This window comes from Halomonas sp. OfavH-34-E, assembly GCF_024124525.1.
Lineage (GTDB): Bacteria > Pseudomonadota > Gammaproteobacteria > Pseudomonadales > Halomonadaceae > Halomonas > Halomonas litopenaei.
Genome location: NZ_JAMXRY010000028.1, coordinates 24,181 through 45,525, shown reverse-complemented (window position 1 = coordinate 45,525; position 21,345 = coordinate 24,181). Strand labels below are relative to the sequence as shown.

The following is a 21,345-nucleotide window of genomic DNA, read 5'->3' as shown; positions in this document are numbered from 1 at the left end:
GCCGATGGCCTAAAGTCTGGTCAACAGGACCGCTTTACGCCACGAGGTGCTCCCATGTCCCTGCTCGATCAACTGGCCAAGGCACGTATCCAGAAGGCACAGCAGGAAGGCGCCTTCGACGACCTGCCGGATCACGGCAAGCCCATCGAACTCGACGACGACAGCATGATTCCCGAGGCGCTGCGGGCAGGCTACCGACTGCTGAAGAACTCAGGCTATCTGCCCCCGGAGCTTCAGCTTCAGCGCGAGATTCGTGAGGTGGAAGACCTGCTGGCGCAGACACAGGAAGCCGCCGAGCGAAGCGCTTGCGAGAAGCGCCTGCGCCTTCTGCGCGCACGGCTTGGCGAAAGCGGGCGGGGTGCCAGTCGGCTTCTTGAGCTGGGGCGCTATCATGACCGGCTGCTGGAGAAGTGGGAGGGAGACTGACCCTGCGGTTACCGTCAGCACGGTGCGCTAGCGTGAGTCCGACCGGGTGTGCAACGGGACGTCGCGTTGGCGCCAGCGCCGTGACCGCCACAGCCCCAGCGCCAGCAAGACACCGGCGGCGATGACCGGCAGCATGGGAGGCGACGCCGGTGTCCTGAGGGCGACCCCGACCTGAGCGTAGAGCGAGGTCGCACACAGCACAAAGCCGGCCAGCGGCACCGTCCAGGTCGCCCAGTCGGCCCCCCTCCGAAACGGCCCCCACAGCAGAACGCCGACCAGCATCGCCACGCTGAGACAGGCGCCCCCCAGGGCATGCATCAGCGCCAGCAGTACCTGTCGGGTGCCTGGAGCGACCGACTCCCAGTCGAGCCCCATGGCGGCGGCATGGTAGGGCATGAATTCGCTGCGGCCGAGATAGACCAGACCAAAGGCGATCAGAATCAGGGTCGCCAGCGCATGGCAGGCGAGAGCACTTCTTGAATACGGGGTCACGGCGGTTTCCTGGTGATTCGAGCGAGTACAGCGGACATCTTTGCCTAGGGCTTGTCTGAAAAGTGCCTGCACTCGGTAATACGGCGTTAAAAATCGGATCAAAATGCTCATTTACACTCCGTAAACTGCGCTTTCTCACCGATTTTTGCCTTGTCTAACCTTCGCTCGTCGACTTTTCGGACAGCGCCCAAATAGGGCTCCGCCGATGATAGCCGGCAACTTTGTCACCCCGCGCTCCCACCCTGACGCAGCGATCGTTTCAGCACACTAATCCAGCGGTATCAGACGGCTGCAGGTCAGGCTCACCGACGGTGCTGACATCGATGAATTCGCGATGCTCGAGCGCCATTCGGCCTGGGACCATGCGTCACCGCCAGCGTCAGGCCGCGGCGCGTCCACCATGCAGCAACCTGACCGCCAGCATGCCGATCACCACCCCCCAGAAGGCCGCGCCCAGACCGAACAGGCTCATGCCCGAGGCCGTCACCATAAAGGCGATCACCGAGGCCTCGCGGTGGTCCTCGGCGGCGATCATGGCGGCCAGATTGCTGGTGATCGCACCGATCAAGGCAAGCCCCGCCAGTACCGCCACAAAGGCGCCGGGCAAGGAAGTGAAGAGCGCCACGATAGTGCCGGCGAACAGCCCACCGACCAGGTAGAAGACGCCGTTGGCGACCCCGGCGACGTAGCGACGGCCCGGGTCCTGGTGGGCATCCTTGCCGGTGCACAGCGCAGCGGTGATGGCCGCGATCACCGTGGTGATGCCGCCAAAGCAGGCAGTGGCGAAGGAGGTCAGGCTGGCCACCGTCAGAATCGGCCGGGCCCTGGTGTGATAGCCCGCTGCGTGCAGGATCGCCATTCCCGGCAGGAACTGGCCGGTCAGGCTCACCACCACCAGCGGCAACGCCAGGCTCAGGGTGCTGGTGATGGTCCACTCGGGAGCGATAAAGCGGGGAATCGCCAGGTGCACACCGACGCCGGCGAGACTCGCGCCTTCCAGCGCCACGGCGAGCACCACACCGGTGATCAGCAACAGGATCAGGCAATAGCGCGGCGCCAGCCGCTTGAACACCAGATAGGCCAGCAACATGCCGACGGCGAGCCAGGGCGAGGTCTCGATGGCCGCAAAGGCACCGAGGCCGAACTGGAACAGGATGCCCGCCATCATGCCGGCGGCCACGCCCGACGGAATCAGCGCCATCAACCGGTCGAAGCTGCCGGTGACACCGATGATCAGCATCAGCACCGCCGCTGTCAGGTAGGCGCCTACCGCCTCGCCCAGCGACAGCTCCGGGAACAGGGTGATCAGCAGCGCCGTCCCCGGCGCCGACCAGGCCGTCACCACCGGCACCCTGAGCCACAGGCTCAGGACGATGCCCGACACCGCCGCCCCCAGCGAGATGGCCCACACCCAGGAGGTCATCATCTCGGGTGAGATATCCGCCGCCGCCCCGGCCTGGAAGAAGATCGCCAGCGGCCCCGAGTAGGAAATCAGCACCGCGACAAAGCCTGCCGTCACCGCCGACAGTGACAGGTCACGAAAAAGGGACGACCCTGCAGCCGATCCCTGGGGTGCGGTTACGGTATCGGAGTCGGTTCGGCGCATGGGCTGGCTCCTTGATGATGGCGTCGATGTACGGCCAGGAATGTCACCTGGTGGGTCCCCTGGCGACGTCGACGGAAGACAAAAAAGGCCCGGCACACGGCCAGGCCAAGGAGGATACAAGATTCACCACGCCGTCCCGGTGCCCCCGCAGGTACAGCGGGATGCAAGCTGGGTCCACGTCACGCGGCATCAACCGGCTAGCCCAGGTCGCCGCCGGCCACCGGCACCACCGTGCCGGTGATATAGCTGGCGTCGCGGGAGGCCAGAAACAGGATCGGCCCAACCTGCTCGTCCAGGGTGCCGTAGCGGTGCATCAGGCTCGACGCCAGGGTCTGGTCGATCAACTGCTGGTACCACAGCTTGTCCTGTTCGCTCTGGGGCTCGGCGTTGCGCGGCGTCAGCCGGGGCGGCGCCTCGGTGCCGCCGGGGGCGGTGGCGTTGACCCGTACGCCGTGCTCGGCCATCTCGATGGCCAGCGCCACGGTCATGGCGTTCACCCCGCCCTTGGCCGAAGCGTAGGGCACCCGATTGACCCCGCGGGTGGCCACCGAGGAGACGTTGACGATATTGCCGCCGCTGTCGATCAGGTGGGGCAGCGCCGCGCGACAGCACCACAGCGTCGGAAACAGCGAGCGACGCACCTCGGCCTCGACCTGCTCCGGTGAATACTGGGTGTAGGGCTTGGCCCAGATGGTCCCGCCGACGTTGTTGACCAGGACGTCGAGTCGCCCGAAGCGCTCGATGGCGCTCTTGATGGCGCTCTCGGCGCCCTCCCAGGTCTCCAGATCGGCGTTCAGGGCAAGGACCTCGATCCCCTGCTCGCCAAACTCGCGGGCCACCTGGTGGACATGTTCGGCACGATCGACCAGCACCAGGGCAGCGCCCTCGTCACCGGCCCGCTCGGCCAGACGCCGCCCGATCCCCTGGGCGGCGCCGGTGATCAGCATCACCTCTCCTTCGAATCGCTTCATGTTGCTGTCCTTCTGCTGTCGGATGCGGTGGGTGAAGTGGCCACGGCGTGGCCTCAGCCCACACCGAGGTGGGTATCGAGGATCGAGGGATCGGCCCTCAGCGCCTGGCTGTCACCGTCGAACACCACCTTGCCCTTGACGATCAACAGGTGGCGGTCGCCCACCTCGAGCAGGTTGTCGATGTTCTTGTCGACGATGATGCTGGCGATGCCCGAGGCCTTGATGGTGCGCAGGATCGACCAGATCTCGTCGCGGATCAGCGGTGCCAGCCCTTCGGTGGCCTCGTCGAGGATCAACAGCCGCGGGTTGAGCATCAGCGCGCGACCGATCGACAGCATCTGCTGCTCGCCGCCGGACAGCAGCGAACCATCGTGGCCGATGCGCTCCTTGAGCCGGGGAAAGGTGTCCAGCACCCGCTCGATGTCCCAATCGGTACGACCGTCAGCCCCCGGGCGTGCGGCCATCACCAGATGCTCGCGCACGCTGATACCGGGAAAGATGCCCCGCCCTTCCGGCACGTAGCCGATGCCCTGACGAATGATCTGCCAGGGACGGCGCTTGCGGGTGTCCACCCCCATGATCCGCACCTCGCCATGGCGCGGCGGCACGAAGCCGAGGATCGACTTCAAGGTGGTGGTCTTGCCCATCCCGTTGCGACCGAGAAGACTCAGCGTCTCGCCGGCCCTGAGGGTCAGGTCCACCCCGTGCAGCACATGGCTTTCGCCGTAGAAGGTGTGCAGGCCGGTGGCCTCGATCAACGGCGACTCGACATCCTCGGCAGCGTCCACCCGTTGAGTTCCTGCCTCCTTGATCGCCACATTCATGACGTCACCTCGCTATTGCTGGAGCCCTTGCCGATATCGACGCTATCGCTGGGGCGACTGTCCTCGCTGCTGTCGTGACGTCCCAGATAGACGTCACGCACCGTTTCGCTTGCACGAATGCTCTCGGTGTCGCCGCTTTCCAGCACGCAACCGTCGACCATCACGGTGATGCGATCGGCCAGGCGGAACACCGAGTCCATGTCGTGTTCGATCAGCACGATGGTGTAGTCGCGAGACAGCCGCTTGAGCAGGTCGGCGACCTGGTCGGTCTCCTCGCGGCCCATGCCGGCCATCGGCTCGTCCAGCAGCATCAGCTGTGGCTGGGTCGCCAGCACCATGGCGATCTGCAGCTGGCGCTGCTCGCCGTAGCTCATGCCCGAGGACACCGTGTGGGCCCGGGTCACCAGACCACAGGTGTCCAGCGCGGCCAGCGCCCGCTCATCGACTTCGCGGGCCCGCCGGCGCGAGCGCCAGCTGCCGATGACGCCACCGTGGTGGATACGCGCGGCCAGCTGGCAATTCTGCAGACAGCTCAGGCGCGGAAAGATGTTGGTCTTCTGGTGGCTGCGACCGATACCGAGTCGGGCGACCTGGTGGGCCTTCTTGCCCTGAATCGCACTGCCGCGATACTCGATCTCGCCGCGGGTCGGCGGGATCTCGCCGGACAGCAGGTTGATCAGGGTGCTCTTGCCGGCACCGTTGGGGCCGAGGATGGCGTGGATCTCGCCCTGCTCGACCTCGAAGTCGACGTCATTGACCGCCAGCAGGCCTCCGAAGCTGCGGGTCAGCCCGCGGGTCTTGAGCATGCTGCTCATGAGGACACCCCCCCGGCGCTCTTGCCGACGTTCTTGCCGTCACTGTCGGAAGCGGAAGTCTGTTTGCCCGTCGCCAAATTGTCCTTGCCACCGCCAAGCCGCCCCAGTAGCGAGGCCTTTCGCCCCGGCGGGTCGAGCAGCAGCCCGGCGATGCCCTTGGGCAGCACCAGCACCGCGATAATGATGGTCAGGCCCATCAGGATCGGCCAGTGGTTGGTCAGGTGCTCGTAGAAGTACAGCAGCAGTTCGTAGGCGAAGGCGCCGAGGATCGGCCCGAAGATGGTGCCCATGCCGCCGAGGATGACCATCATCAGCACCTCGCCGGAGTGGTGCCAGCCAAGCTGGGCCGGGTTGGCGAAGCCGTACTGCATGGCCGCCAGCATGCCGGCGACGCCGGCGATCATCGCCGAAACCACGAAGGCGATCAGCTTGTAGCCGGTGGTGGCGTAGCCCAGTGCCTGCATGCGGTGCTCGTTGTCGTGGATGCCGTCGAGCACCTGGCCGAAGTGGGAACGGGTCAGGGCGCGCAGGATAAGGTAGACCGCCACCAGGAGCGCCAGGCAGAAGTAGAAGAACGTCAGCGGGTTGTCGAGGTCGATCAGCGGCGTCTCGCCCATGGCAAGGCTCGGGCGGAACATGATGAAGACGCCGTCGGTACCGCCGGTCATGCTGGAGGTGCTGACGGTGTAGAACAGCATCTGGCCGAAGGCCAGGGTGGTCATGATGAAGAAGATGCCCTTGGTGCGCAGCACCAGCAGGCCGACGATGGCGGCGACCAGGCCGGAGACCAGCATCACCAGCGGCAGCATCCACCACAGCGAGGCGGCGCTGAAGTCGGGGCTGGCCATCGCCAGGGTGTAGGCCCCCAGGCCGAAGAACAGCGCGTGGCCCAAGCTGACCAGGCCAAGGATACCGACCAGCAGGTCGAGACTGACGGCGAACAGGGCGAAGATCAGCATCAGGGTCAGCTTCTCCATGAAGAAGGCGCTGGACTCCCCGAATACCGCCGGCCCCCAGGCCGGATAGGCGATCAGCAGCGCCAGGCCCGCCAGCAGCAGGACCGTCACGCGCTTGGGATATCGATGCAACATGGTGTTTCTCCTCCAGACGGGTGTCCCGTCTGCAAAGGGGTCCGATCAGGCGGCAAGGGATGCCCGAGCGGAGGGTGATTGTCGTCGGGTCTCAGGCGAACAGGCCGCGCGGCTTGATCAGCAACACCAGCGCCATGATCAGGTAGATCAGCATGCTGGCGAGACTCGGGATCAGCACCGGACCGAAGGTCTCGGCCATGCCGATCAACAGCGCGCCGAAGAAGGCCCCCTTGATCGAGCCGATGCCGCCGATGACCACCACCACAAAGCAGGTGATCAAGATCGAGTCGCCCATGCCCGGCGTGATCGACGACAGCGGCGCCGCCATCATCCCGGCGAAGGCCGCCAGGGCCACGCCGACGCTGAAGATCAGGGTGAACAGGGTGCGGATATTGATGCCGAGCCCTTCGACCATCTCGCGATTGACGGCGCCGGCGCGGATCACGATACCGAGCCGGGTGTGGCGGATGATCCAGTAGATGGCCCCCGCCAGCACCAGGCATACCGCCGCCACGAACAGCCGATAGACCGGGTACTGCAGGTTGTCGGTCAGGGCGATGGCGCCGGTAAAGGGCTCCGGCAGCGCCACCGAGTGGACGTCGCCGCCCCAGATGATGCGCTGGGCCTCGTTGAGCACCAGGATCAGGCCGAAGGTCAACAGCACCTGGTAGAGGTGGTCACGCTTGTACAGGGTGTCGAGAAACAGCCGCTCGATGACCAGCCCCAGCAGTACCGCGATGGGCACCGCAATCAGGATCGCCAACCAGAAGTTGCCGAGGCGCTGGGTCAGGTCGAAGGCCAGATAGGCGCCGATCATGTACATGGCGCCGTGGGCCAGGTTGATGATGCCCATGATGCCGAAGATCAGCGTCAGGCCGCTGGCGATAAGGAACAGCAACAGCCCGTACTGAAAGCCGTTGAGCAGCTGCACCCCGAAGAAGGCAAGGTCCATGAAGAACTCCTTTGGCGTTGGCCCGCCCGAGAGCGCCCGGTATTCGCGGGCGCCTCGGCCAGGTCATTGACGCGGTGAACGAAGGTCGCCTCAGCTCTTCATCGGGCAGGCGCTGTCGGGAACTTCCAGCTGCTCGCTGGCGATCGAGGTGACGTGGTGCTCGCCGTCCCTTACCTCGCGCAGGTAGACGTTCTGGATCGGGTGGTGGGAGGCCGAGAAGCTCACCGGGCCGCGCGGGCTGTCGAGTTCCACCGCTTCCAGCGCCGCGATCAGCGCCTCGCGGTCGGGCTCGCCGTCAATCGAGGCGTAGGCCTGAGCCAGCAGCTTGCCCGCGTCGTAGCCCTGCACCGCATAGGTGTCCGGGGCCTCGCCATAGGCTTCCTGGTAGGCCGAGACGAAGGCCTGGTTCTGGGGTGTGTCCAGGGTCTCGGCGTAGTGCATGGTGGTCTGCACGCCGTCGGCCGCCTCACCCAAAGCCCCCAGGTTGCCGTCGGTCAAGAAGCCCGAGCCATACAGCGGAATGCTGTCGTTGAGTCCGGCGGCGGCGTAGTCCCGCACGAAGCCGACCCCGCCACCACCGGCGAAGAAGGTGTAGACGGCGTCCGGGGCGATGCTGGCGATCTGCGCCAGGTAGGTCTGGAACTCGGTGCTCGGAAACGGCACCAGGATCTGCTCGACGATCTCGCCGCCGGCATCGGTGAAGGCCTGCTCGAAGCCGGCCAGGTCTTCCTTGCCGCCGGCGTAGTCCCAGGTGATGGTGACGATCTTGCGATGGCCCTGATCGTAGGCCACCTGCCCCATGGGATAGCTGTTCTGCCACATGCTGAACGAGGTGCGAAAGACGTTGGGCATGCACAGCTGGTTGGTGGCCGCCTCGAGTCCGGCGTTAGGGATGATGGTGATGGCGCCGGTCTGCTTGGCCACCCGCAGCATGCCCATGGCGACGCCGGAGTGGACCGGACCGATGACCACGTCGACGCCATCACCCTTGACCAGGCGGCTCATGTTCTGGGGCGCCTTGGAGGGGTTGGCCTCGGAGTCCAGGGTCACGTACTCGACACCATGACCACCGAGGCTGCCGCCCTCCTGCTCGATGGCGAGCTTCAGCCCATTGGTGATGGACTCGCCTAGTGCGGCGTAGGTGCCGGAGTACGGCAGCATCAGCCCGAGCTTGACGTCGTGCTCGGCCAGGGCCTGGGTGGACAGGGCGGCACCGGCCAGCGCCAGGGTCGCGGCCTGCAGCGAACGTGCAAGCGGGCCAAGGCGCCGGGATGACAGGGAAGCTTGGCGGCGGCTGTACGTGTTATCGGTGCTGGGCGTGTTATCGGTGTTGAGGTTTTTATCGATAGTGAGCTTGGCCATGATCATGTCTCGTCAGGTTGTGATTATCGTTATGAGATTGCGGGGCTCTCGCTGGACAGGGAGCCCCGGCCTGCGGCTGTCTGTTGTCGGCAAGGGCGAAAGGTCTCCCTTGCCGGATCTGCTTCGGGGCAGGACGCGTCAGTTGGGCGTGAACTTTTCGTAGTGAAAGCTCGCCGGTTTGATGCCCTGCTGGTCGAAGTGCTTGAGCACCGCATCCACCATCGGCGGCGGGCCGCACAGGTAGACGTCGACGTCGCCGTCATGCAGCTTCTGCGGGTCCATGTGATGGGTGACGTAGCCCTTGCGTTCGTGGCTGCTGTCCTCGTCGGCGACCACCGTCAGGTAGTCGAAGTCGGGCAGCGCTTCGACCGCCGCGTCGAGCTCTTCGCACTTGACCAGATGATCGTCCTTGGTCACGCCATAGATCATGTGGATCGGCTGGCCTGCGCCCTCGCCCTGGGCCTCGAGCGCGGCAAGCTGCTTGAGCATCGACAGGAAGGGAGCAAGCCCGGTGCCGCCGGCCAGCATCAGGATCGGGCGCTGGATGGCGCGCAGGTAGAAGCTGCCCATGGGGCCAGTCACGGCCATGGCGTCACCGGCCTTGGCCTTGTCCGCCAGATAGCCGCTCATCAGCCCGTCCGGCACATTGCGGATCAGGAAGCTGGCGCGGGACTCCCCCGGCAGCGAGCTGAACGAATAGCTTCTGTGCTCACCACAGCCCGGTACCTCCAGGTGCACGTACTGCCCCGGCAGGAAGTTCAGCGGCTCGCCTTCGATATCGATGGCAAGCTCGATGGAGTCCTCGGACAAGGGCTCGACGTGGACCACCGTGGAGGCACGGCTGTCGACCTCGGTCTTGCATACGGTCGAGGCCACCGGCACCGACAGCACGCAGTCCGAGGACGGCACCATCTGGCAGGTCAGCACCTGCCCCTCGTGCAGCTCCTCGTCGGACAGCGCCTCGTCGATGTACTCGTCACCCAGCTCGAACTCGCCCTGGTCGCAGTGGCACTTGCAGGTGCCGCAGACGCCGTCGGAGCAGTCCATCGGCAGATTGACCTTGTTGCGGTAGGCCGCATCAAGGACGGTCTCGCCCTCGTTGCAGTCGATAAAGCGCGACACCCCGTCTTCGAAGTTGAGCGCGATGGTGAAGCTCATGGTCGTTCTCCTTCACCGACTTAAATGTGATAAACGTCGATGACCTGGTGGATATAATCGTTATTGAGCTGCACCTTCTTGCGCGTGATAAGCGGGCTGTCACCGGACACGTCCAGGGTGTAGAAAGACACCCCGAAGTAGCTGTCGGTCTGCTTGTAGCGGTGGCTCAGGGTGTGCCAGTTGAAGCACACCTCCAGGCTGTCGCCCTCCTCCTTCATCACCTCGATATTGGTGATCTGGTGGGTGGTGCGCGGCTCCGGCGTGCTGGCGCCACTGCGCTCGGTCTTGATCCGATAGACGCGATCCTCGAGCCCTTCCCGATTGGGGTAGTAGATCAGCGATATCTCGCTGTTCGGGTCACCGGTCAGGGTGTCGTCGTCGTCCCAGCAGGGCATCCAGAACTCGGCCTTCTTGTGGTACAGGGTCAGCCACTCGTCCCACTCGCGCTCGTCCAGAAGGCGCGCTTCGCGATAAAGAAAGGCCTGGATGTCGTGATAGCTGATGCTCATGATTCGTCTCCTTTCCGCAGGATTCAGGCTGAGGCCGTGGCGATGAACTGGCTGCGTTCCTTGTCGATGGCGCGCAGCATTTCCTCGACCCAGTGCTGGTGGTGCAGCACGTAGAGGCCTTCGTCCTCCGGCGAGGCACCGCTCTTCAGCGGCTTCATGTCGATGGCGCTGGCGTCTTCGTCGGGACCATCGATCCATTGCTTGGCGCCACGCGACAGGTCATTCCATTCGGCCAGGGCACCGTTGTAGCCGTTCTGGCAGCCGCGGAATTCCTCCAGGTCATCCGGCGTGCCCATGCCGCTGACGTTGAAGAAGTCCTCGTACTGGCGGATGCGCACGCGACGGTTCTCCGCCGATTCACCCTTGGGCGCGAAGCAGTAGATGGTGACCTCGGTACGGTCCACCGCCAGCGGACGCAGCACCCGAATCTGGGTCGAGAACTGGTCCATCAGATAGACGTTGGGGTACAGACACAGGTTGCGGGTCTGGTTGACGATGTTGTCGGCGCGGGCCTCGCCCAGCTCCTTCTCGATGCGCTCCTTGTGCTCGTAGACCGGACGCACCTCGGGATTGAGCAGCCGGGTCCACAGCATCATGTGGCCGTTCTCGTAGGAGTAGAAACCGCCCTTGGACTTGGACCAGCCATCGGCGTCCACCGCCTTGGTGCCGCCTTCGTCGTAGTTTCGACGGTCCATGGTGGAGGCGTAGTTCCAGTGCACGGTGCTGACGTGGTAGCCGTCGGCGCCGTTCTCGGCCTGCAGTTTCCAGTTGCCGGTGTAGGTGTAGGACGAGGTGCCACGCAGGATCTCGAGACCTTCCGGGGCCTGGTCGACGATGTTGTCGATGACCTTCATGGTCTCGCCCAGGTACTCCTCGATGGGCATGACGTCGTCGCTCAGGCTGCCGAACAGGAAGCCCTTGTAATTGGCGAATTTCGGCAGGCGTTTGAGGTCGTGGGAGCCGTCCTGCTTGAAGGCGTCCGGGTAGGCGCCGGCCTTCTCGTTCTTGGCCTTGAGCAGACGCCCGTCGTTCTTGAAGGTCCAGCCGTGGAACGGGCAGGTGAAGGTGCCCTTGTTGCCCTGCTTGCGACGGCAGATGGTGGCACCACGGTGGGCGCAGGCGTTGATCAGGGCGTGAAGCTCGCCCTCCTTGTCGCGGGTGATGACCACCGGCTGGCGCCCCATGTTCAGGGTGAAGTAGTCACCGGGCTCGGCGATCTGGCTCTCGTGGGCCATGAACAGCCAGTTGCCCTCGAAGATGTGCTTCATCTCGAGCTCGAAGAACTCGGGGTCGGTGAACATGCTGCGGTGGCAGCGAAAGACGCCCTGTTCGGGGTCATCCTCGACGGCACCACGCACGCGGGCTTCGATCTGATCGAGTTTGTTGCTCATCGTTGTTCTCCTCTCTATCACGGTCCGCTCACACGGGCGGCTCACACAGACAGCTCATTCGAGTCGCTCGTCCCGCCGGCCCCTTGGGGCGGCCTGCCCGCAGGGCAGGCCTGGTCTGGCTTGGCGCGATTTACCTCGGGGCTATCCATCACAGGGCTGTCCATCACAGCGATTCCCGTGACACTCGGTGGTCGGTTCAGGGTTGTCGCGAGTCCAGGCGGCTCAGCCGTCCTCGAGGGCGCGGGGGCGCTTGTGGCGCTGCTGCAGCTCGGTCTCGCTGGTGGCGGCAAGCTCGATGTCGAACACCACCTCGGTGAAGGGCCCCTCGAGGCCACGATCGCTGGCCTCGCTGGCGTCCTCGATGCGCCTGGCGTCCACCACCAGCTCCTCGCGGGTGGCGAAGGCGAAGTCGTCGTAGGTGTAGGGGTCGCCGGCGAGGTTGATCTGGGTGGTCAGGTGCTTGTACCCGGGCGCCGAGATAAAGAAGTGGATATGCGCCGGTCGCTGGCCATGACGACCGAGCAGGTCCAGCACCTGCTGGGTCGGGCTGTCCGGGGGGCAACCGTAGCCGGAGGGGATGATGCTGCGCGCGCGATAGCGGCCATCGGCGTCGGTGTAGATGGTACGACGCAGGTGGAAGTCGGCCTGGGACGGGTCGAAGAAGCTGTAGTTGCCCTTGCTGTCGGCGTGCCAGATCTCGACCTTGGCCCGTGAGATCGGCTGGCCCTGGGTATCGCGTACCTGACCGGTCAGCCACATTGCCTCGGCGTCGGTGTCCGAGCCGTCGTCCAGGCGCGCCTCGCCCTCGGACTCCGGGGCACCGGCGACGTACAGGGGCCCCTCGATGGTGCGCGGGGTACCCCCGGCAAGGCCGCGGGCGGCGTCCTCGGCGTCCATGCGCATGTCGAGGTAATGATCGAAGCCCAGACCCGGGGCCAGCAGGCCGTACTGGGTCTCGGCGCCGAGCGCGTTGAGCACGCTGACGCCCTGCCAGAATTCTTCCGGGGTGACGTCGAAGTCATCGATCAGCTTGTACAGGTCCGACAGCAGACGATGCAGGATTTCCTTGGCCCGCTCGTTGCCTTCGGTCTTGTCGAAGCCGGCGACGGTATTGAGGAAGTCCTGTACCTCCGGGGTGTCGAAGATGCGCACTGACTTGGTGGTGGGATTGAGACTGTTCATCTGGCGGTCCTCAGGTGTGGCGTACTTGTCGTTATCGTTGTTGGCGGTACTGGCCGGGGCCTGGCGATTCGCTCTGCCCCGACGTCTGGCTGGCCAGGGGCAGACCCTAGCTGTCGTCATCGCGGATCGAGGACGGGTGGCGGCACAGCGGCTTGACGCGGATCTCCATGTAGGGAAACAGCGGCAGGTTCGATACCAGCTCCTGCAGCTCGGCGTTGTCGGCCACGTCGAACACGCTGACGTTGGAATAGCTGCCGGCCACCCGCCACAGATGGCGCCACTTGCCGGAGCGCTGCAGCTCCTGGGCGTAGTCCTTCTCGCGGGCCTTGATCTCGGCGGCGCGCTCCGGCGCCATATCCGGCGGCAGCTTGACGGTCATTTCCACCTGAAACAGCATCTTCGTTCTCCTCTCGATCGGGGGCCGTCGATGCAGCCCTGGAGGCTCGCGCGGCCGGTCTGATGGCGATGTCGCTCAGCTGCGTGCGTACTCGCGCAGCTTGTCGTGATCCAGTTCGAGCCCGAGTCCCGGGCCTTGCGGCAGCGCCACGCCAAAGTCGTCGTAGCGCAGGGGGGTGGTGACGATGTCATCGGTCAACAGCAAGGGGCCGAACATCTCGGTGCCCCAGGCCATCTCGGGCAGGGTCGCCCAGGCGTGCAGCGAAGCGGCGGTACCGATGGTGCCCTCGAGCATGGTGCCGCCGTAGAGGCCAATGCCCCCGGCGTCGGCCAGGTGGGCCAGGCGCAGCGCGCCGCGCGGCCCGGCGCTCTTGGCGATCTTCAGGGCGAAGGCGCCGCTGAAGCCGGACTCGATCAGTGCCAGCCCGCAGCGCAGGTCCTGGACACCTTCGTCGGCCAGCATGGTGACCTCGAAGCGATTGGCCAGTCGTGCAAGCCCAGCCCGCTCGTGGGCCGGAATGGGTTGCTCGATCAGGTCGACCCCGGCCTCCTCGAGGGCGGCGATGGCGCGCACCGCGGTGGCCTCGTCCCAGGCCTGGTTGACGTCGACCCTGACGCTGGCGCGATCCCCCAGTGCGGCCTTGATGGCGGCAACGTGGCGCACGTCGTGATCCACCTCGTTGGCGCCGATCTTGAGCTTGAAGTCACGATGGCGACGCTGCTCCAGCCGCTTTCTGGCCTCCTCGATATCCTTGTCGGTATCGCCACTGGCCAGCGTCCACAGCACCGGCAGGTGATCGTGGCGGGCGCCGCCCAGCAGTGTCGCCAGGGGCACCCCGAGACGCTTGCCCTGGGCATCCAGCAGCGCGGTCTCGAGCGCCGACTTGGCGATGACGTTGCCCTTGGCCAGCTTGTCGAGCCGGGCCATGGCGAGGTTGACGTTGTCCGCCGCCAGGCCGACCAGCGCCGGCGCCAGGTAGGTATCGATGTTGACCTTCATGCTCTCCGGACTTTCCGGGCCATAGGCCAGGCCGCCGATGGTGGTGGCCTCGCCGATGCCTTCGATACCGTCGGAGCACTTGAGGCGTACGATCACCAGCGTCTGGGTGGCCATGGTGGCCATCGACAGCTTGTGCGGTCGGATGGTGGGCAGGTCGACCAGCAGGGTCTCGACGCTTTCGATCAGGGCGGTCATGGCGGCTCCGGCAATTACCATCAGCTCGTTGTCATCCACGGGCTGGCGATCTGGGTGATGAGGAAAGCCGCAAGCGCTGTAAGCCTCGGCGACTCGTAAGCGATCAAGCCATACCTTGGTAAGATTTCTCTTACGATGCGAAGCACCACTGCCATCGACATCGGCAGAGACCTACGGCGGAAAGACGCTTGATCCGGCGATTGAGTGCAGTGTGATTGTCTTTGAGGGGCACAACCAATATGGTCTGGGTAGACCGCAGTACCCTGGAGGTATCATGGAGCTTCGACACCTGCGCTATTTCTGTGCCGCAGCAGAAGAGCTGAACATCACCCGGGCGGCCGCCAGGCTGCATATGGCGCAGCCCCCTTTGACCCGGCAGATCAATCAGTTGGAGGAAGAACTGGGGGCCCAGTTATTCATTCGCGGTCCCCGAGGGCTGACCCTGACGCCCACTGGCAAGTTCTTCCATGAGCATGCCCTGCAGATGCTCGAGAAGCTCGATACCACGGTGGCGGCGGTGCGCCGTATGTCTCGAAGCCACAAGGAAATGTTCGGTATCGGCTTTGTGCCCTCGCTGTTTTACGGCCAGCTGCCGCTGCTGGTGCGCGAGTTGCGACAAAAGGACGAGGTGGAGCTGACCCTGGCCGAATTGACCACGGTGGAGCAGGTGCAGGCGCTGAAGGCAGGACGTATCGATATCGGCTTCGGACGCCTGAGGATCGACGATCCCGACGTGGAACAGGAGGTGCTGTTCGAGGAACCGATGATGGCGGCGGTGCCGGAGGGCCACCCGCTGGTGGGCACCACCCCAACCATGGAGGAGCTCGCCCGCTACCCGCTGGTGCTGTACCCGGCGAGCCCGCGCCCGAGCCTTGCCGACCTGGTGCTGGGGCTGTTTCGCCGCCGAGGGCTCAAGGTCACGGTGGTGCAGGAGGCCAACGAGATGCAGACGGCGCTGGGCCTGGTGGTGTCGGACTTCGGCATCACCCTGGTGCCGGAGCAGGTCAAGCGACAGAACCGCGATGGCATTCGCTACCTGTACCTGGCGGAGAAGCACATTACCTCACCGATCGTCTGCAGCCGGCGCCGGGGAGAGACGCCCAGCGCGACCATGCAGGCGGCCAACGCCATCCTCGAGGTGCTGGTGGAGAATCGTCGGACGGGCAAGTACCCGTAACAGCCAGATCACGCCCAAGGACCTGCAATCACCTCTGCTGGCGCCATCCACCTGCTCTTCCTGCCCCGGGCTGGCCAGCCGCCAGACATGAAAGAGGCGGGATCAATGACCCTTGTCATTTCTCCCGCCCCAGCACATTGACGCCCGCTCTTTTTCGTAAAGTATTTTTCATAAAACCATAAAAATCAGCTACTTAAAAAAATGACATCGAGCAGATTTCTGCCCGAAACACCTACTACCTCGCATGAGGCATGACGCCTAATACCAAAGAGCAATAACCAACGTCGGAAGAACCGACAGGCACACCGCTTTTTGGGTACGAGGTAGCGCCATGACAACGCAAGCAAAAGACTCCCCGAATACCGGCATCCTCTTCTGGATTCCGGCCATCATCGGCAGTCTGGCTCAGGTGGGAACGAGCGGTGACAATTCGGTTCTCGGAATGTCGACCCACGAATTCATCGTCCAGCTGGGCGCCAGCATGGACCAGGTGCAGATGGCCAATATCGTCTATAGCCTTCTGGCCGGCGCCTTGATGGTCTTCGGTGGCATGCTGGGTATCGCCAAGGGCTTCAAGCGGGTATTTCTGGCCGGCGCCCTGATCGCCTGCATCGGCGAAGTCCTGGCCGCCGTCGCCCCGAGCATGACACTGGTGGTATGGGGCGCCAGAACCGTCATGGGCACAGGGGCCGCACTGATGGTGCCCTCGATACTCGGCATCATCGTCTCGCTGTATCAGGGCAAGCAGCGCGCCATCGCCTTCGGCGCCGTGGGTGCCGCCACCGGCCTTGCCGCCGCGCTGATGCCGATCGGTGCGGGCTACATCATGGATCACTTCGGCTACCAGGTCGCCTACGCCTTCCTGGCCGTGTGGTTTCTGACCATCTTCCTATCCGCCTGCCTGTGGATACCGGCCATCCCCGCCAATCCCATCCGCATCGATATCCAGGGGACCCTGATCGTCTGCCTGTCGTTGCTGATGTTCATCCTCGGCTGTTCGAAGATATCGGTGTGGGGACTGGTGCACCCACTTGATCCCCCGTTCACCGTCGTCGGCATCTCTCCTGCGCCCTTCTTGATCGTCGCCGGCGTTGCTCTGGCAGGCCTTGCGCTGGTCACCGAGCGGCGTGTCGAGGCCCGCCATGGTGCCGCCCTGGTGCCCCAGTCGTTCGTCACCACGCCCCAGGTACGCAGCGGCCTATACGTTACCGGCCTGATCTTCGCGATCTTCGGCGCGGTGTTCTTCGTCAATGTCTCCTGGATCATGGTGGTGGCAGGGTACAACGGGACCATGACCGGACTGGCCGTATCGGCCATGGCATTTCCCATGATGTTTACTTCGATCGGTGTTCCGCGCTTTTTCATCCAGGTGTCGCCTCAACGCATCGTGACCACCTCCACCGCCCTGGCGGTCATCGGTGCCCTGCTGTCCCAGCTGGCGCTAACTCCCGACGGCTTCGACGCGCCGATCATGTTCATCGCCATGGTGGCCTTCGGCGCGGGCGCCGGTGGCCTGTCCTCGCAGTCGGCAATGATCGTATCCACCGCACTGAATCCGCGTGATGCCGCCCAGTCTTCCGGCATCCAGTGCTCCACCCGCAACGTCTGGCAGGCAGCAGCGGTGGCGATTATCGGTTCCACCCTGCTGTTCGGCACCACCGCCAATTTCAAGGATGCCGTCCACAGCGCCGACATCAGCGCGCCCACCCAGGCCTACGTCAATCAGCTTCCGGTGATCGGCTTCATGAGCAATCAGGACTTCGAGGACAGCATCGGTCAGCTAGCGGCTACCCCGGCGGAATCACGGCTGCTGCTGCATGCCTACAAGCAGGCCCGACTCAAGGCGGCCAAGTACGCCTTCTGGTCGCTGATCCTGATCATCCTGCTGCATCTTCCCGGCTTCCTGGCAATTCCCAAGATCGGCTGGGGCAAGGGCCCAGACCAACCGAAGCCGGACCATGACGCCTCACCCCACGGGCTTGCCGACGACAGGCTGTAGACGCGGCCACCGTTTCCTTCTTTCGATCCACGAGTACTGACCTCAAGGAGTGACACCATGAACTTCGATGACCTTTCATTGAGACTCATTGATGAGCGCCAGCCCGTCACCATCTTCAAGGCCGACAAGGTGGTCACCATGGACTCGGAACGGCCCTGCGCCGAGGCGGTGGCCGTACAGCACGGCACTATCGTCGGCGTCGGCGAGCTCAGCCGGATGGAGGTGCTGCTGCAGCGCCACCGCATCTCCTACCACGTCGACGTCAAGTTTCAGCGCCATGTGATCTATCCTGGCTTCTCCGAGCACCATATGCATCCGCATATACTCGGCGCCAACCTGACCGGCGCGCACTATGTCGGCTACGTCGATAGGATCGATGCCGAAGGTGGACGGCTTCCGGGTATACGCAGCAAGGAGGCGCTGATCACACGCCTCAAGGAGCTGATTGAACAGGATCGCCCGCGGCTGGAAGGCCCCGGTACCAACTGGCTGAACTGCTGGGGCTTCGACCCTCTGCTGCTGGGCAATATCGACGTCTCCCGCCAGGTCCTTGACGAGGTCTCCACCGAGTTCCCGATCTGCCTTGGCCATGCCTCCGGCCACGTCATCAATCTCAACAGCCTGGCCATCGACATCAGCGGCTACGACACGCTGCCGGACGACCCCAACCTGCCGCGTGACCGCGATGGACGCGTCACCGGCACCATCAACGAGCCACCGATGATGGCCCACGCCATCGCCAAGGGTGCAGGTCAACTGGACTTCTCGGTGGAGGGGCTGGTCGAGGCCGGACGGGTAGCGACCAGGGTGGCACGCCTCAAGGGCTGCACCTCGATCACCGACAAGGGCGCCAACTTCCCGCTGACGCCCGGTGACAACGCCTCGCGTGCCTGGATCGAGGCCGACTCGCGGGGACTGCTCAGCACTCGCGTCAACCTGGAGGTGTGGTACTCCACGGCAGAGCTCTGGCAGCACGACGGCCATCGCGGCTGGGAGGCGATACGTGCGCTTCGCAGCGAAAAGCGCCCCTACCTCAGCGTCGGCAATCTGAAGCTGTTTGCCGATGGCTCGATCCAGGGCTTTACCGCCAACATGCTGCCCGACCAGCCCTACGTCACCGCCGGCAAGGACAACGGCCAACTATTGCTGAGCCAGGACGAGGTCGCAGAACAGATTCGCCTGGGCGAAGCCAACGGTATGTCCTGCTCGATCCATACCAACGGCAATGGCGCCACCGAAAGCGTGCTTCAGGCCATCGAACAGCTACGCGAAAGGCAGCCCAATCTGGGGTTCCGCCACTCGCTGGAGCACTGTCAGCTGGCCACCGAAAACCAGTTCTATCGCATGGCCCAATGTGACGTCACTCCCAACCTGTTTGCCAACCATATCTACTACTGGGGGGACGTCCACGTCGAATACACGGTGGGCGAGCATCTGGCCAGGCGCATGGACGCCTGTCGCTCGGCGACCCGCCACGGGCTTCGCCACGGCATCCACTCCGACGACATGGTCACCGAGGTCTCGCCGCTGTTCTCGGCCTGGTGCGCAGTCAACCGCCGCACCCTGTCGGGCAGGGTGCTCGGCGAGGACCAGTGCTTGAGCGTGGACGAGGCCATGCGCGTGATCACCTGCAACCATGCCTGGCTCGCTCACCAGGAAGACGTCCGAGGCAGCATCGAAGTGGGCAAGTGGGCCGACTTCACCGTGCTCGAGGAGGAAGCTACCGAGGACAAGCGTGAGCGGCTCAAGGACTTGCGGATCATCGGCACGGTGATCAACGGCGACGATATCCTGATCAACTAGTTACTCTGATGACGTACCGAACAGCGCCCAAGGGCGCTGTTCGGCGTTTTTCATCCCTGAAACTCTTCCCCCGCCGCTGCCACGAAGGCCATCTCGACCAGCAGTTCGGGATTGGCAAGCTCGGCCTTGACGCAGGCGCGACTGGGGGCGGTGCCTGGCTCGAACCAGGCCTCCCAGGCGACGTTCAGGGCATCGAAGTGGGCAAAGTCGGTCAGGTAGATGGTCACCGAGATGATGCGTGTCTTGTCGCTGGCCACCTTGGCCAGCGACTCCTCGGCCTGTTCGAAGATCTGCTCCACCTGGCCGGTGATATCGGCGCGGGTGTCCGCCTCGGCGACTTCGACGAAGTGGGCCATGCCGTTGAACACGGTGATGTCGGACCAGCGGGGGGTGGGGTTGATGCGGTGGATATCCATGGGGGGCCTCGAAGCCAGGGCGGGAAAGACCGCTAGCATAGGCCATGGAAGCGTCGGTGCAAACGCGGGCAAATAGCGACACGGACGTCGCGGTTCACGCCGCGACGTCCGTGTGGTCAGGCGAACGCGATCAGAAGTCGAAGAACACCGTCTCTCCCTCCCCCTGCAGCACGATATCCAGACGATAGCGTGGCAGGCCCCCCTCCCCGCCCTCTTCACGCCGGGCGATCAGCGTCTGGCGCCGGGCCGGCGACTCGATCGCACCCAACACCGGGCAGCCGGCATTGGCTTTGTGCTCGTCATCGAAGTAGAGCCGGGTCTGCAGATGCAGGTTCACGCCCCGGGCGAAGATCGTCAGGTTGATGTGCGGGGCCATGGTGCGACCGTCGGGCCGAGCGATGGCGCCGGGCTTGACGGTGACAAAGCGCCACTCGCTGTTGCCCTCGGCGGTGGTCGCGGTACGCCCGAAGCTGTTGAACGGCGCCTTGAGGTCGAACGCCGTCTGATAGTCACCATTGGCGTCGGCCTGCCAGGCCTCCAGCAGGGCGTCGCGGACCAGGTCGCCGTTGCCGTCGATGACCCGTCCTGCCACCTCGATACGCTCGCCTTCGGCGTTATCCTTGGCCAGTTCGTTCCAGATCTCCTCGTCGCGCTCGGGCAGGCCGGCGACGGCCAGCGCCAGGCCGATGTGCACGTAGGGGCCGGCGGTCTGGGACGCGGTCTCGCGCAGCATCAGGTTCGCGGTGGGGGTAAGGTTTGGCTGTTGCATGAGGTCTCCTCGCTGCCGTGAGCCGACTCGGGCACCACGACACCTGTTGTTCCTGTTCTTGTTCACTGATTCTCGAAATAGGTCTGCAGTTCGCCACGCACCACCAGGTCGAAGCGGTAGGCCAAGGCGTCCATGGGGCGCGAGCGGGCCATGTCGAGTCGACCGATCATGGTGCCCACGGCCTCCTCGTCCTTCAGGGTCTGGACGATGGGGCAGATCGGAATCAGCGGGTCCCCCTCGAAGTACATCTGGGTGATCAACCGGGTGGAGATGGCCGGGCCCATGACGCTCACATGAATGTGCGCCGGGCGCCAGGTGTTGATGCCATTGGGCCAGGGATAGGGACCGGGTTTGATGGTGCGGAAGTGGTACCAGCCATCATCGTCGGTGAGACAGCGCCCGACGCCGCCGAAGTTGGGGTCCAGCGGGGCCAGATAGCTGTCCTTCTTGTGGCGATAGCGGCCACCGGCATTGGCCTGCCACATCTCCACCAGAGTCTGCGGCACCGGCTTGCCGAACTGGTCGACGACCCGGCCGAACATGATCACCCGCTCCCCCACCGGCAGACCGGGGCTATCGGCATCGCGGAAGTTCAACAGCAGATCGTTGTCATGGGGGCCCATGCGCAGGCGGCTAAACTCGGGGCCGGTGAGTTCGGACACGCTGGGGGTCTGCAGGCTGACCAGCGCCTGGGAGGGCGAGCGCGGCACCGAGGTCTTGTAGCCGGGGGTGTAGGCGGCGGGGTGCCACTGGCGATCCCGCTCGACGAAGCGACGATTGAGGTTCCGATTGAGGGTCATGGGGGAAGAGG

Annotated in this window: 21 protein-coding genes; 4 read left to right on the top strand and 17 right to left on the bottom strand. The window is 64.5% G+C overall.

The genetic code is table 11. The annotated features are described in order from the left end of the window. Positions 1 to 54 precede the first annotated feature (54 nt). Positions 55 to 426, top strand: a complete 372-nt coding sequence (locus tag NH448_RS13475) for a DnaJ family domain-containing protein (protein ID WP_045991365.1) — start codon at positions 55 to 57, stop codon at positions 424 to 426. A gap of 27 nt (positions 427 to 453) precedes the next feature. Here the strand turns inward: NH448_RS13475 and NH448_RS13470 are convergent, their stop codons facing one another. The 14 genes from NH448_RS13470 to NH448_RS13405 form a co-directional block, all read right to left on the bottom strand. Next, positions 454 to 918 carry a hypothetical protein gene (locus NH448_RS13470; protein ID WP_052704224.1) on the bottom strand — a complete coding sequence of 155 codons (465 nt, stop codon included), beginning with the start codon at positions 916 to 918 and terminating at the stop codon, positions 454 to 456. Positions 919 to 1,297: 379 nt separating this feature from the next. After that, a complete protein-coding gene (locus NH448_RS13465) occupies positions 1,298 to 2,524 on the bottom strand; it encodes a benzoate/H(+) symporter BenE family transporter (protein WP_045991440.1) in 1,227 nt (408 codons plus the stop codon). A gap of 197 nt (positions 2,525 to 2,721) precedes the next feature. Further along, positions 2,722 to 3,495, bottom strand: a complete 774-nt coding sequence (gene benD / locus NH448_RS13460; protein ID WP_045991439.1) for a benzoate diol dehydrogenase BenD — start codon at positions 3,493 to 3,495, stop codon at positions 2,722 to 2,724. Positions 3,496 to 3,548: 53 nt separating this feature from the next. Further along, positions 3,549 to 4,319, bottom strand: coding sequence for an ABC transporter ATP-binding protein (locus tag NH448_RS13455; protein WP_083970207.1), 771 nt, complete (start codon positions 4,317 to 4,319; stop codon positions 3,549 to 3,551). Beyond that, positions 4,316 to 5,134: an ABC transporter ATP-binding protein gene (locus NH448_RS13450; RefSeq protein ID WP_083970206.1), complete on the bottom strand. Its 819-nt coding sequence runs from the start codon at positions 5,132 to 5,134 to the stop codon at positions 4,316 to 4,318. Before NH448_RS13450 ends, NH448_RS13455 begins: the two co-directional genes overlap by 4 nt. Continuing rightward, the gene (locus NH448_RS13445; RefSeq protein WP_083970205.1) at positions 5,131 to 6,225 is read right to left on the bottom strand and encodes a branched-chain amino acid ABC transporter permease; all 1,095 of its coding nucleotides are present in this window, start codon (positions 6,223 to 6,225) and stop codon (positions 5,131 to 5,133) included. Before NH448_RS13445 ends, NH448_RS13450 begins: the two co-directional genes overlap by 4 nt. A 91-nt stretch (positions 6,226 to 6,316) precedes the next feature. Further along, positions 6,317 to 7,177: a branched-chain amino acid ABC transporter permease gene (locus NH448_RS13440; protein ID WP_045991438.1), complete on the bottom strand. Its 861-nt coding sequence runs from the start codon at positions 7,175 to 7,177 to the stop codon at positions 6,317 to 6,319. A gap of 90 nt (positions 7,178 to 7,267) precedes the next feature. After that, positions 7,268 to 8,539: an ABC transporter substrate-binding protein gene (locus tag NH448_RS13435; RefSeq protein ID WP_083970210.1), complete on the bottom strand. Its 1,272-nt coding sequence runs from the start codon at positions 8,537 to 8,539 to the stop codon at positions 7,268 to 7,270. A gap of 138 nt (positions 8,540 to 8,677) precedes the next feature. Further along, positions 8,678 to 9,697, bottom strand: coding sequence for a benzoate 1,2-dioxygenase electron transfer component BenC (gene benC, locus NH448_RS13430; RefSeq protein WP_045991437.1), 1,020 nt, complete (start codon positions 9,695 to 9,697; stop codon positions 8,678 to 8,680). 20 nt (positions 9,698 to 9,717) lie between these two features. After that, on the bottom strand, positions 9,718 to 10,209 hold the full coding sequence (gene benB / locus NH448_RS13425) for a benzoate 1,2-dioxygenase small subunit (protein WP_342586426.1): 492 nt from the start codon (positions 10,207 to 10,209) through the stop codon (positions 9,718 to 9,720). Between the two features lie 20 nt (positions 10,210 to 10,229). Continuing rightward, positions 10,230 to 11,597, bottom strand: coding sequence for a Rieske 2Fe-2S domain-containing protein (locus NH448_RS13420; protein ID WP_045991435.1), 1,368 nt, complete (start codon positions 11,595 to 11,597; stop codon positions 10,230 to 10,232). Between the two features lie 222 nt (positions 11,598 to 11,819). Further along, positions 11,820 to 12,779: a catechol 1,2-dioxygenase gene (catA, locus tag NH448_RS13415; RefSeq protein WP_108131175.1), complete on the bottom strand. Its 960-nt coding sequence runs from the start codon at positions 12,777 to 12,779 to the stop codon at positions 11,820 to 11,822. Positions 12,780 to 12,885: 106 nt separating this feature from the next. Then, positions 12,886 to 13,176, bottom strand: coding sequence for a muconolactone Delta-isomerase (gene catC, locus NH448_RS13410; protein ID WP_045991433.1), 291 nt, complete (start codon positions 13,174 to 13,176; stop codon positions 12,886 to 12,888). Positions 13,177 to 13,251: 75 nt separating this feature from the next. Next, the gene (locus NH448_RS13405) at positions 13,252 to 14,370 is read right to left on the bottom strand and encodes a muconate/chloromuconate family cycloisomerase (protein ID WP_045991432.1); all 1,119 of its coding nucleotides are present in this window, start codon (positions 14,368 to 14,370) and stop codon (positions 13,252 to 13,254) included. 274 nt (positions 14,371 to 14,644) lie between these two features. Between NH448_RS13405 and NH448_RS13400 the strand changes: the two genes are divergently transcribed. The 3 genes from NH448_RS13400 (at position 14,645) to NH448_RS13390 (ending at position 19,349) form a co-directional block, all read left to right on the top strand. Beyond that, positions 14,645 to 15,547, top strand: a complete 903-nt coding sequence (locus tag NH448_RS13400; protein WP_045991431.1) for a LysR family transcriptional regulator — start codon at positions 14,645 to 14,647, stop codon at positions 15,545 to 15,547. A gap of 331 nt (positions 15,548 to 15,878) precedes the next feature. Further along, positions 15,879 to 17,546: an MFS transporter gene (locus NH448_RS13395; protein ID WP_083970204.1), complete on the top strand. Its 1,668-nt coding sequence runs from the start codon at positions 15,879 to 15,881 to the stop codon at positions 17,544 to 17,546. Positions 17,547 to 17,603: 57 nt separating this feature from the next. Continuing rightward, positions 17,604 to 19,349: an amidohydrolase gene (locus tag NH448_RS13390; protein ID WP_045991430.1), complete on the top strand. Its 1,746-nt coding sequence runs from the start codon at positions 17,604 to 17,606 to the stop codon at positions 19,347 to 19,349. Positions 19,350 to 19,399: 50 nt separating this feature from the next. On the opposite strand, the gene NH448_RS13385 is transcribed toward NH448_RS13390, so the two are convergent. From NH448_RS13385 to pcaH, 3 genes are all read right to left on the bottom strand, one after another. Beyond that, on the bottom strand, positions 19,400 to 19,765 hold the full coding sequence (locus tag NH448_RS13385; protein ID WP_045991429.1) for a RidA family protein: 366 nt from the start codon (positions 19,763 to 19,765) through the stop codon (positions 19,400 to 19,402). 130 nt (positions 19,766 to 19,895) lie between these two features. Further along, positions 19,896 to 20,534, bottom strand: coding sequence for a protocatechuate 3,4-dioxygenase subunit alpha (pcaG, locus tag NH448_RS13380; RefSeq protein ID WP_083970203.1), 639 nt, complete (start codon positions 20,532 to 20,534; stop codon positions 19,896 to 19,898). 62 nt (positions 20,535 to 20,596) lie between these two features. Next, positions 20,597 to 21,334, bottom strand: coding sequence for a protocatechuate 3,4-dioxygenase subunit beta (pcaH, locus tag NH448_RS13375; protein WP_045991428.1), 738 nt, complete (start codon positions 21,332 to 21,334; stop codon positions 20,597 to 20,599). Positions 21,335 to 21,345: the final 11 nt, after the last annotated feature.

What these genes read in the sequence shown, in the direction of transcription:
- NH448_RS13475 (WP_045991365.1), top strand. Translation starts at nt 55, where the DNA reads ATGTCCCTGCTCGATCAACTGGCCAAGGCACGTATCCAGAAGGCACAG.
- NH448_RS13465 (WP_045991440.1), bottom strand. Translation starts at nt 2,524, where the DNA reads ATGCGCCGAACCGACTCCGATACCGTAACCGCACCCCAGGGATCGGCT.
- benD (WP_045991439.1), bottom strand. Translation starts at nt 3,495, where the DNA reads ATGAAGCGATTCGAAGGAGAGGTGATGCTGATCACCGGCGCCGCCCAG.
- NH448_RS13455 (WP_083970207.1), bottom strand. Translation starts at nt 4,319, where the DNA reads ATGAATGTGGCGATCAAGGAGGCAGGAACTCAACGGGTGGACGCTGCC.
- NH448_RS13450 (WP_083970206.1), bottom strand. Translation starts at nt 5,134, where the DNA reads ATGAGCAGCATGCTCAAGACCCGCGGGCTGACCCGCAGCTTCGGAGGC.
- NH448_RS13445 (WP_083970205.1), bottom strand. Translation starts at nt 6,225, where the DNA reads ATGTTGCATCGATATCCCAAGCGCGTGACGGTCCTGCTGCTGGCGGGC.
- NH448_RS13440 (WP_045991438.1), bottom strand. Translation starts at nt 7,177, where the DNA reads ATGGACCTTGCCTTCTTCGGGGTGCAGCTGCTCAACGGCTTTCAGTAC.
- NH448_RS13435 (WP_083970210.1), bottom strand. Translation starts at nt 8,539, where the DNA reads ATGGCCAAGCTCACTATCGATAAAAACCTCAACACCGATAACACGCCC.
- benC (WP_045991437.1), bottom strand. Translation starts at nt 9,697, where the DNA reads ATGAGCTTCACCATCGCGCTCAACTTCGAAGACGGGGTGTCGCGCTTT.
- NH448_RS13420 (WP_045991435.1), bottom strand. Translation starts at nt 11,597, where the DNA reads ATGAGCAACAAACTCGATCAGATCGAAGCCCGCGTGCGTGGTGCCGTC.
- catA (WP_108131175.1), bottom strand. Translation starts at nt 12,779, where the DNA reads ATGAACAGTCTCAATCCCACCACCAAGTCAGTGCGCATCTTCGACACC.
- catC (WP_045991433.1), bottom strand. Translation starts at nt 13,176, where the DNA reads ATGCTGTTTCAGGTGGAAATGACCGTCAAGCTGCCGCCGGATATGGCG.
- NH448_RS13405 (WP_045991432.1), bottom strand. Translation starts at nt 14,370, where the DNA reads ATGACCGCCCTGATCGAAAGCGTCGAGACCCTGCTGGTCGACCTGCCC.
- NH448_RS13400 (WP_045991431.1), top strand. Translation starts at nt 14,645, where the DNA reads ATGGAGCTTCGACACCTGCGCTATTTCTGTGCCGCAGCAGAAGAGCTG.
- NH448_RS13395 (WP_083970204.1), top strand. Translation starts at nt 15,879, where the DNA reads ATGACAACGCAAGCAAAAGACTCCCCGAATACCGGCATCCTCTTCTGG.
- NH448_RS13390 (WP_045991430.1), top strand. Translation starts at nt 17,604, where the DNA reads ATGAACTTCGATGACCTTTCATTGAGACTCATTGATGAGCGCCAGCCC.
- NH448_RS13385 (WP_045991429.1), bottom strand. Translation starts at nt 19,765, where the DNA reads ATGGATATCCACCGCATCAACCCCACCCCCCGCTGGTCCGACATCACC.
- pcaG (WP_083970203.1), bottom strand. Translation starts at nt 20,534, where the DNA reads ATGCAACAGCCAAACCTTACCCCCACCGCGAACCTGATGCTGCGCGAG.
- pcaH (WP_045991428.1), bottom strand. Translation starts at nt 21,334, where the DNA reads ATGACCCTCAATCGGAACCTCAATCGTCGCTTCGTCGAGCGGGATCGC.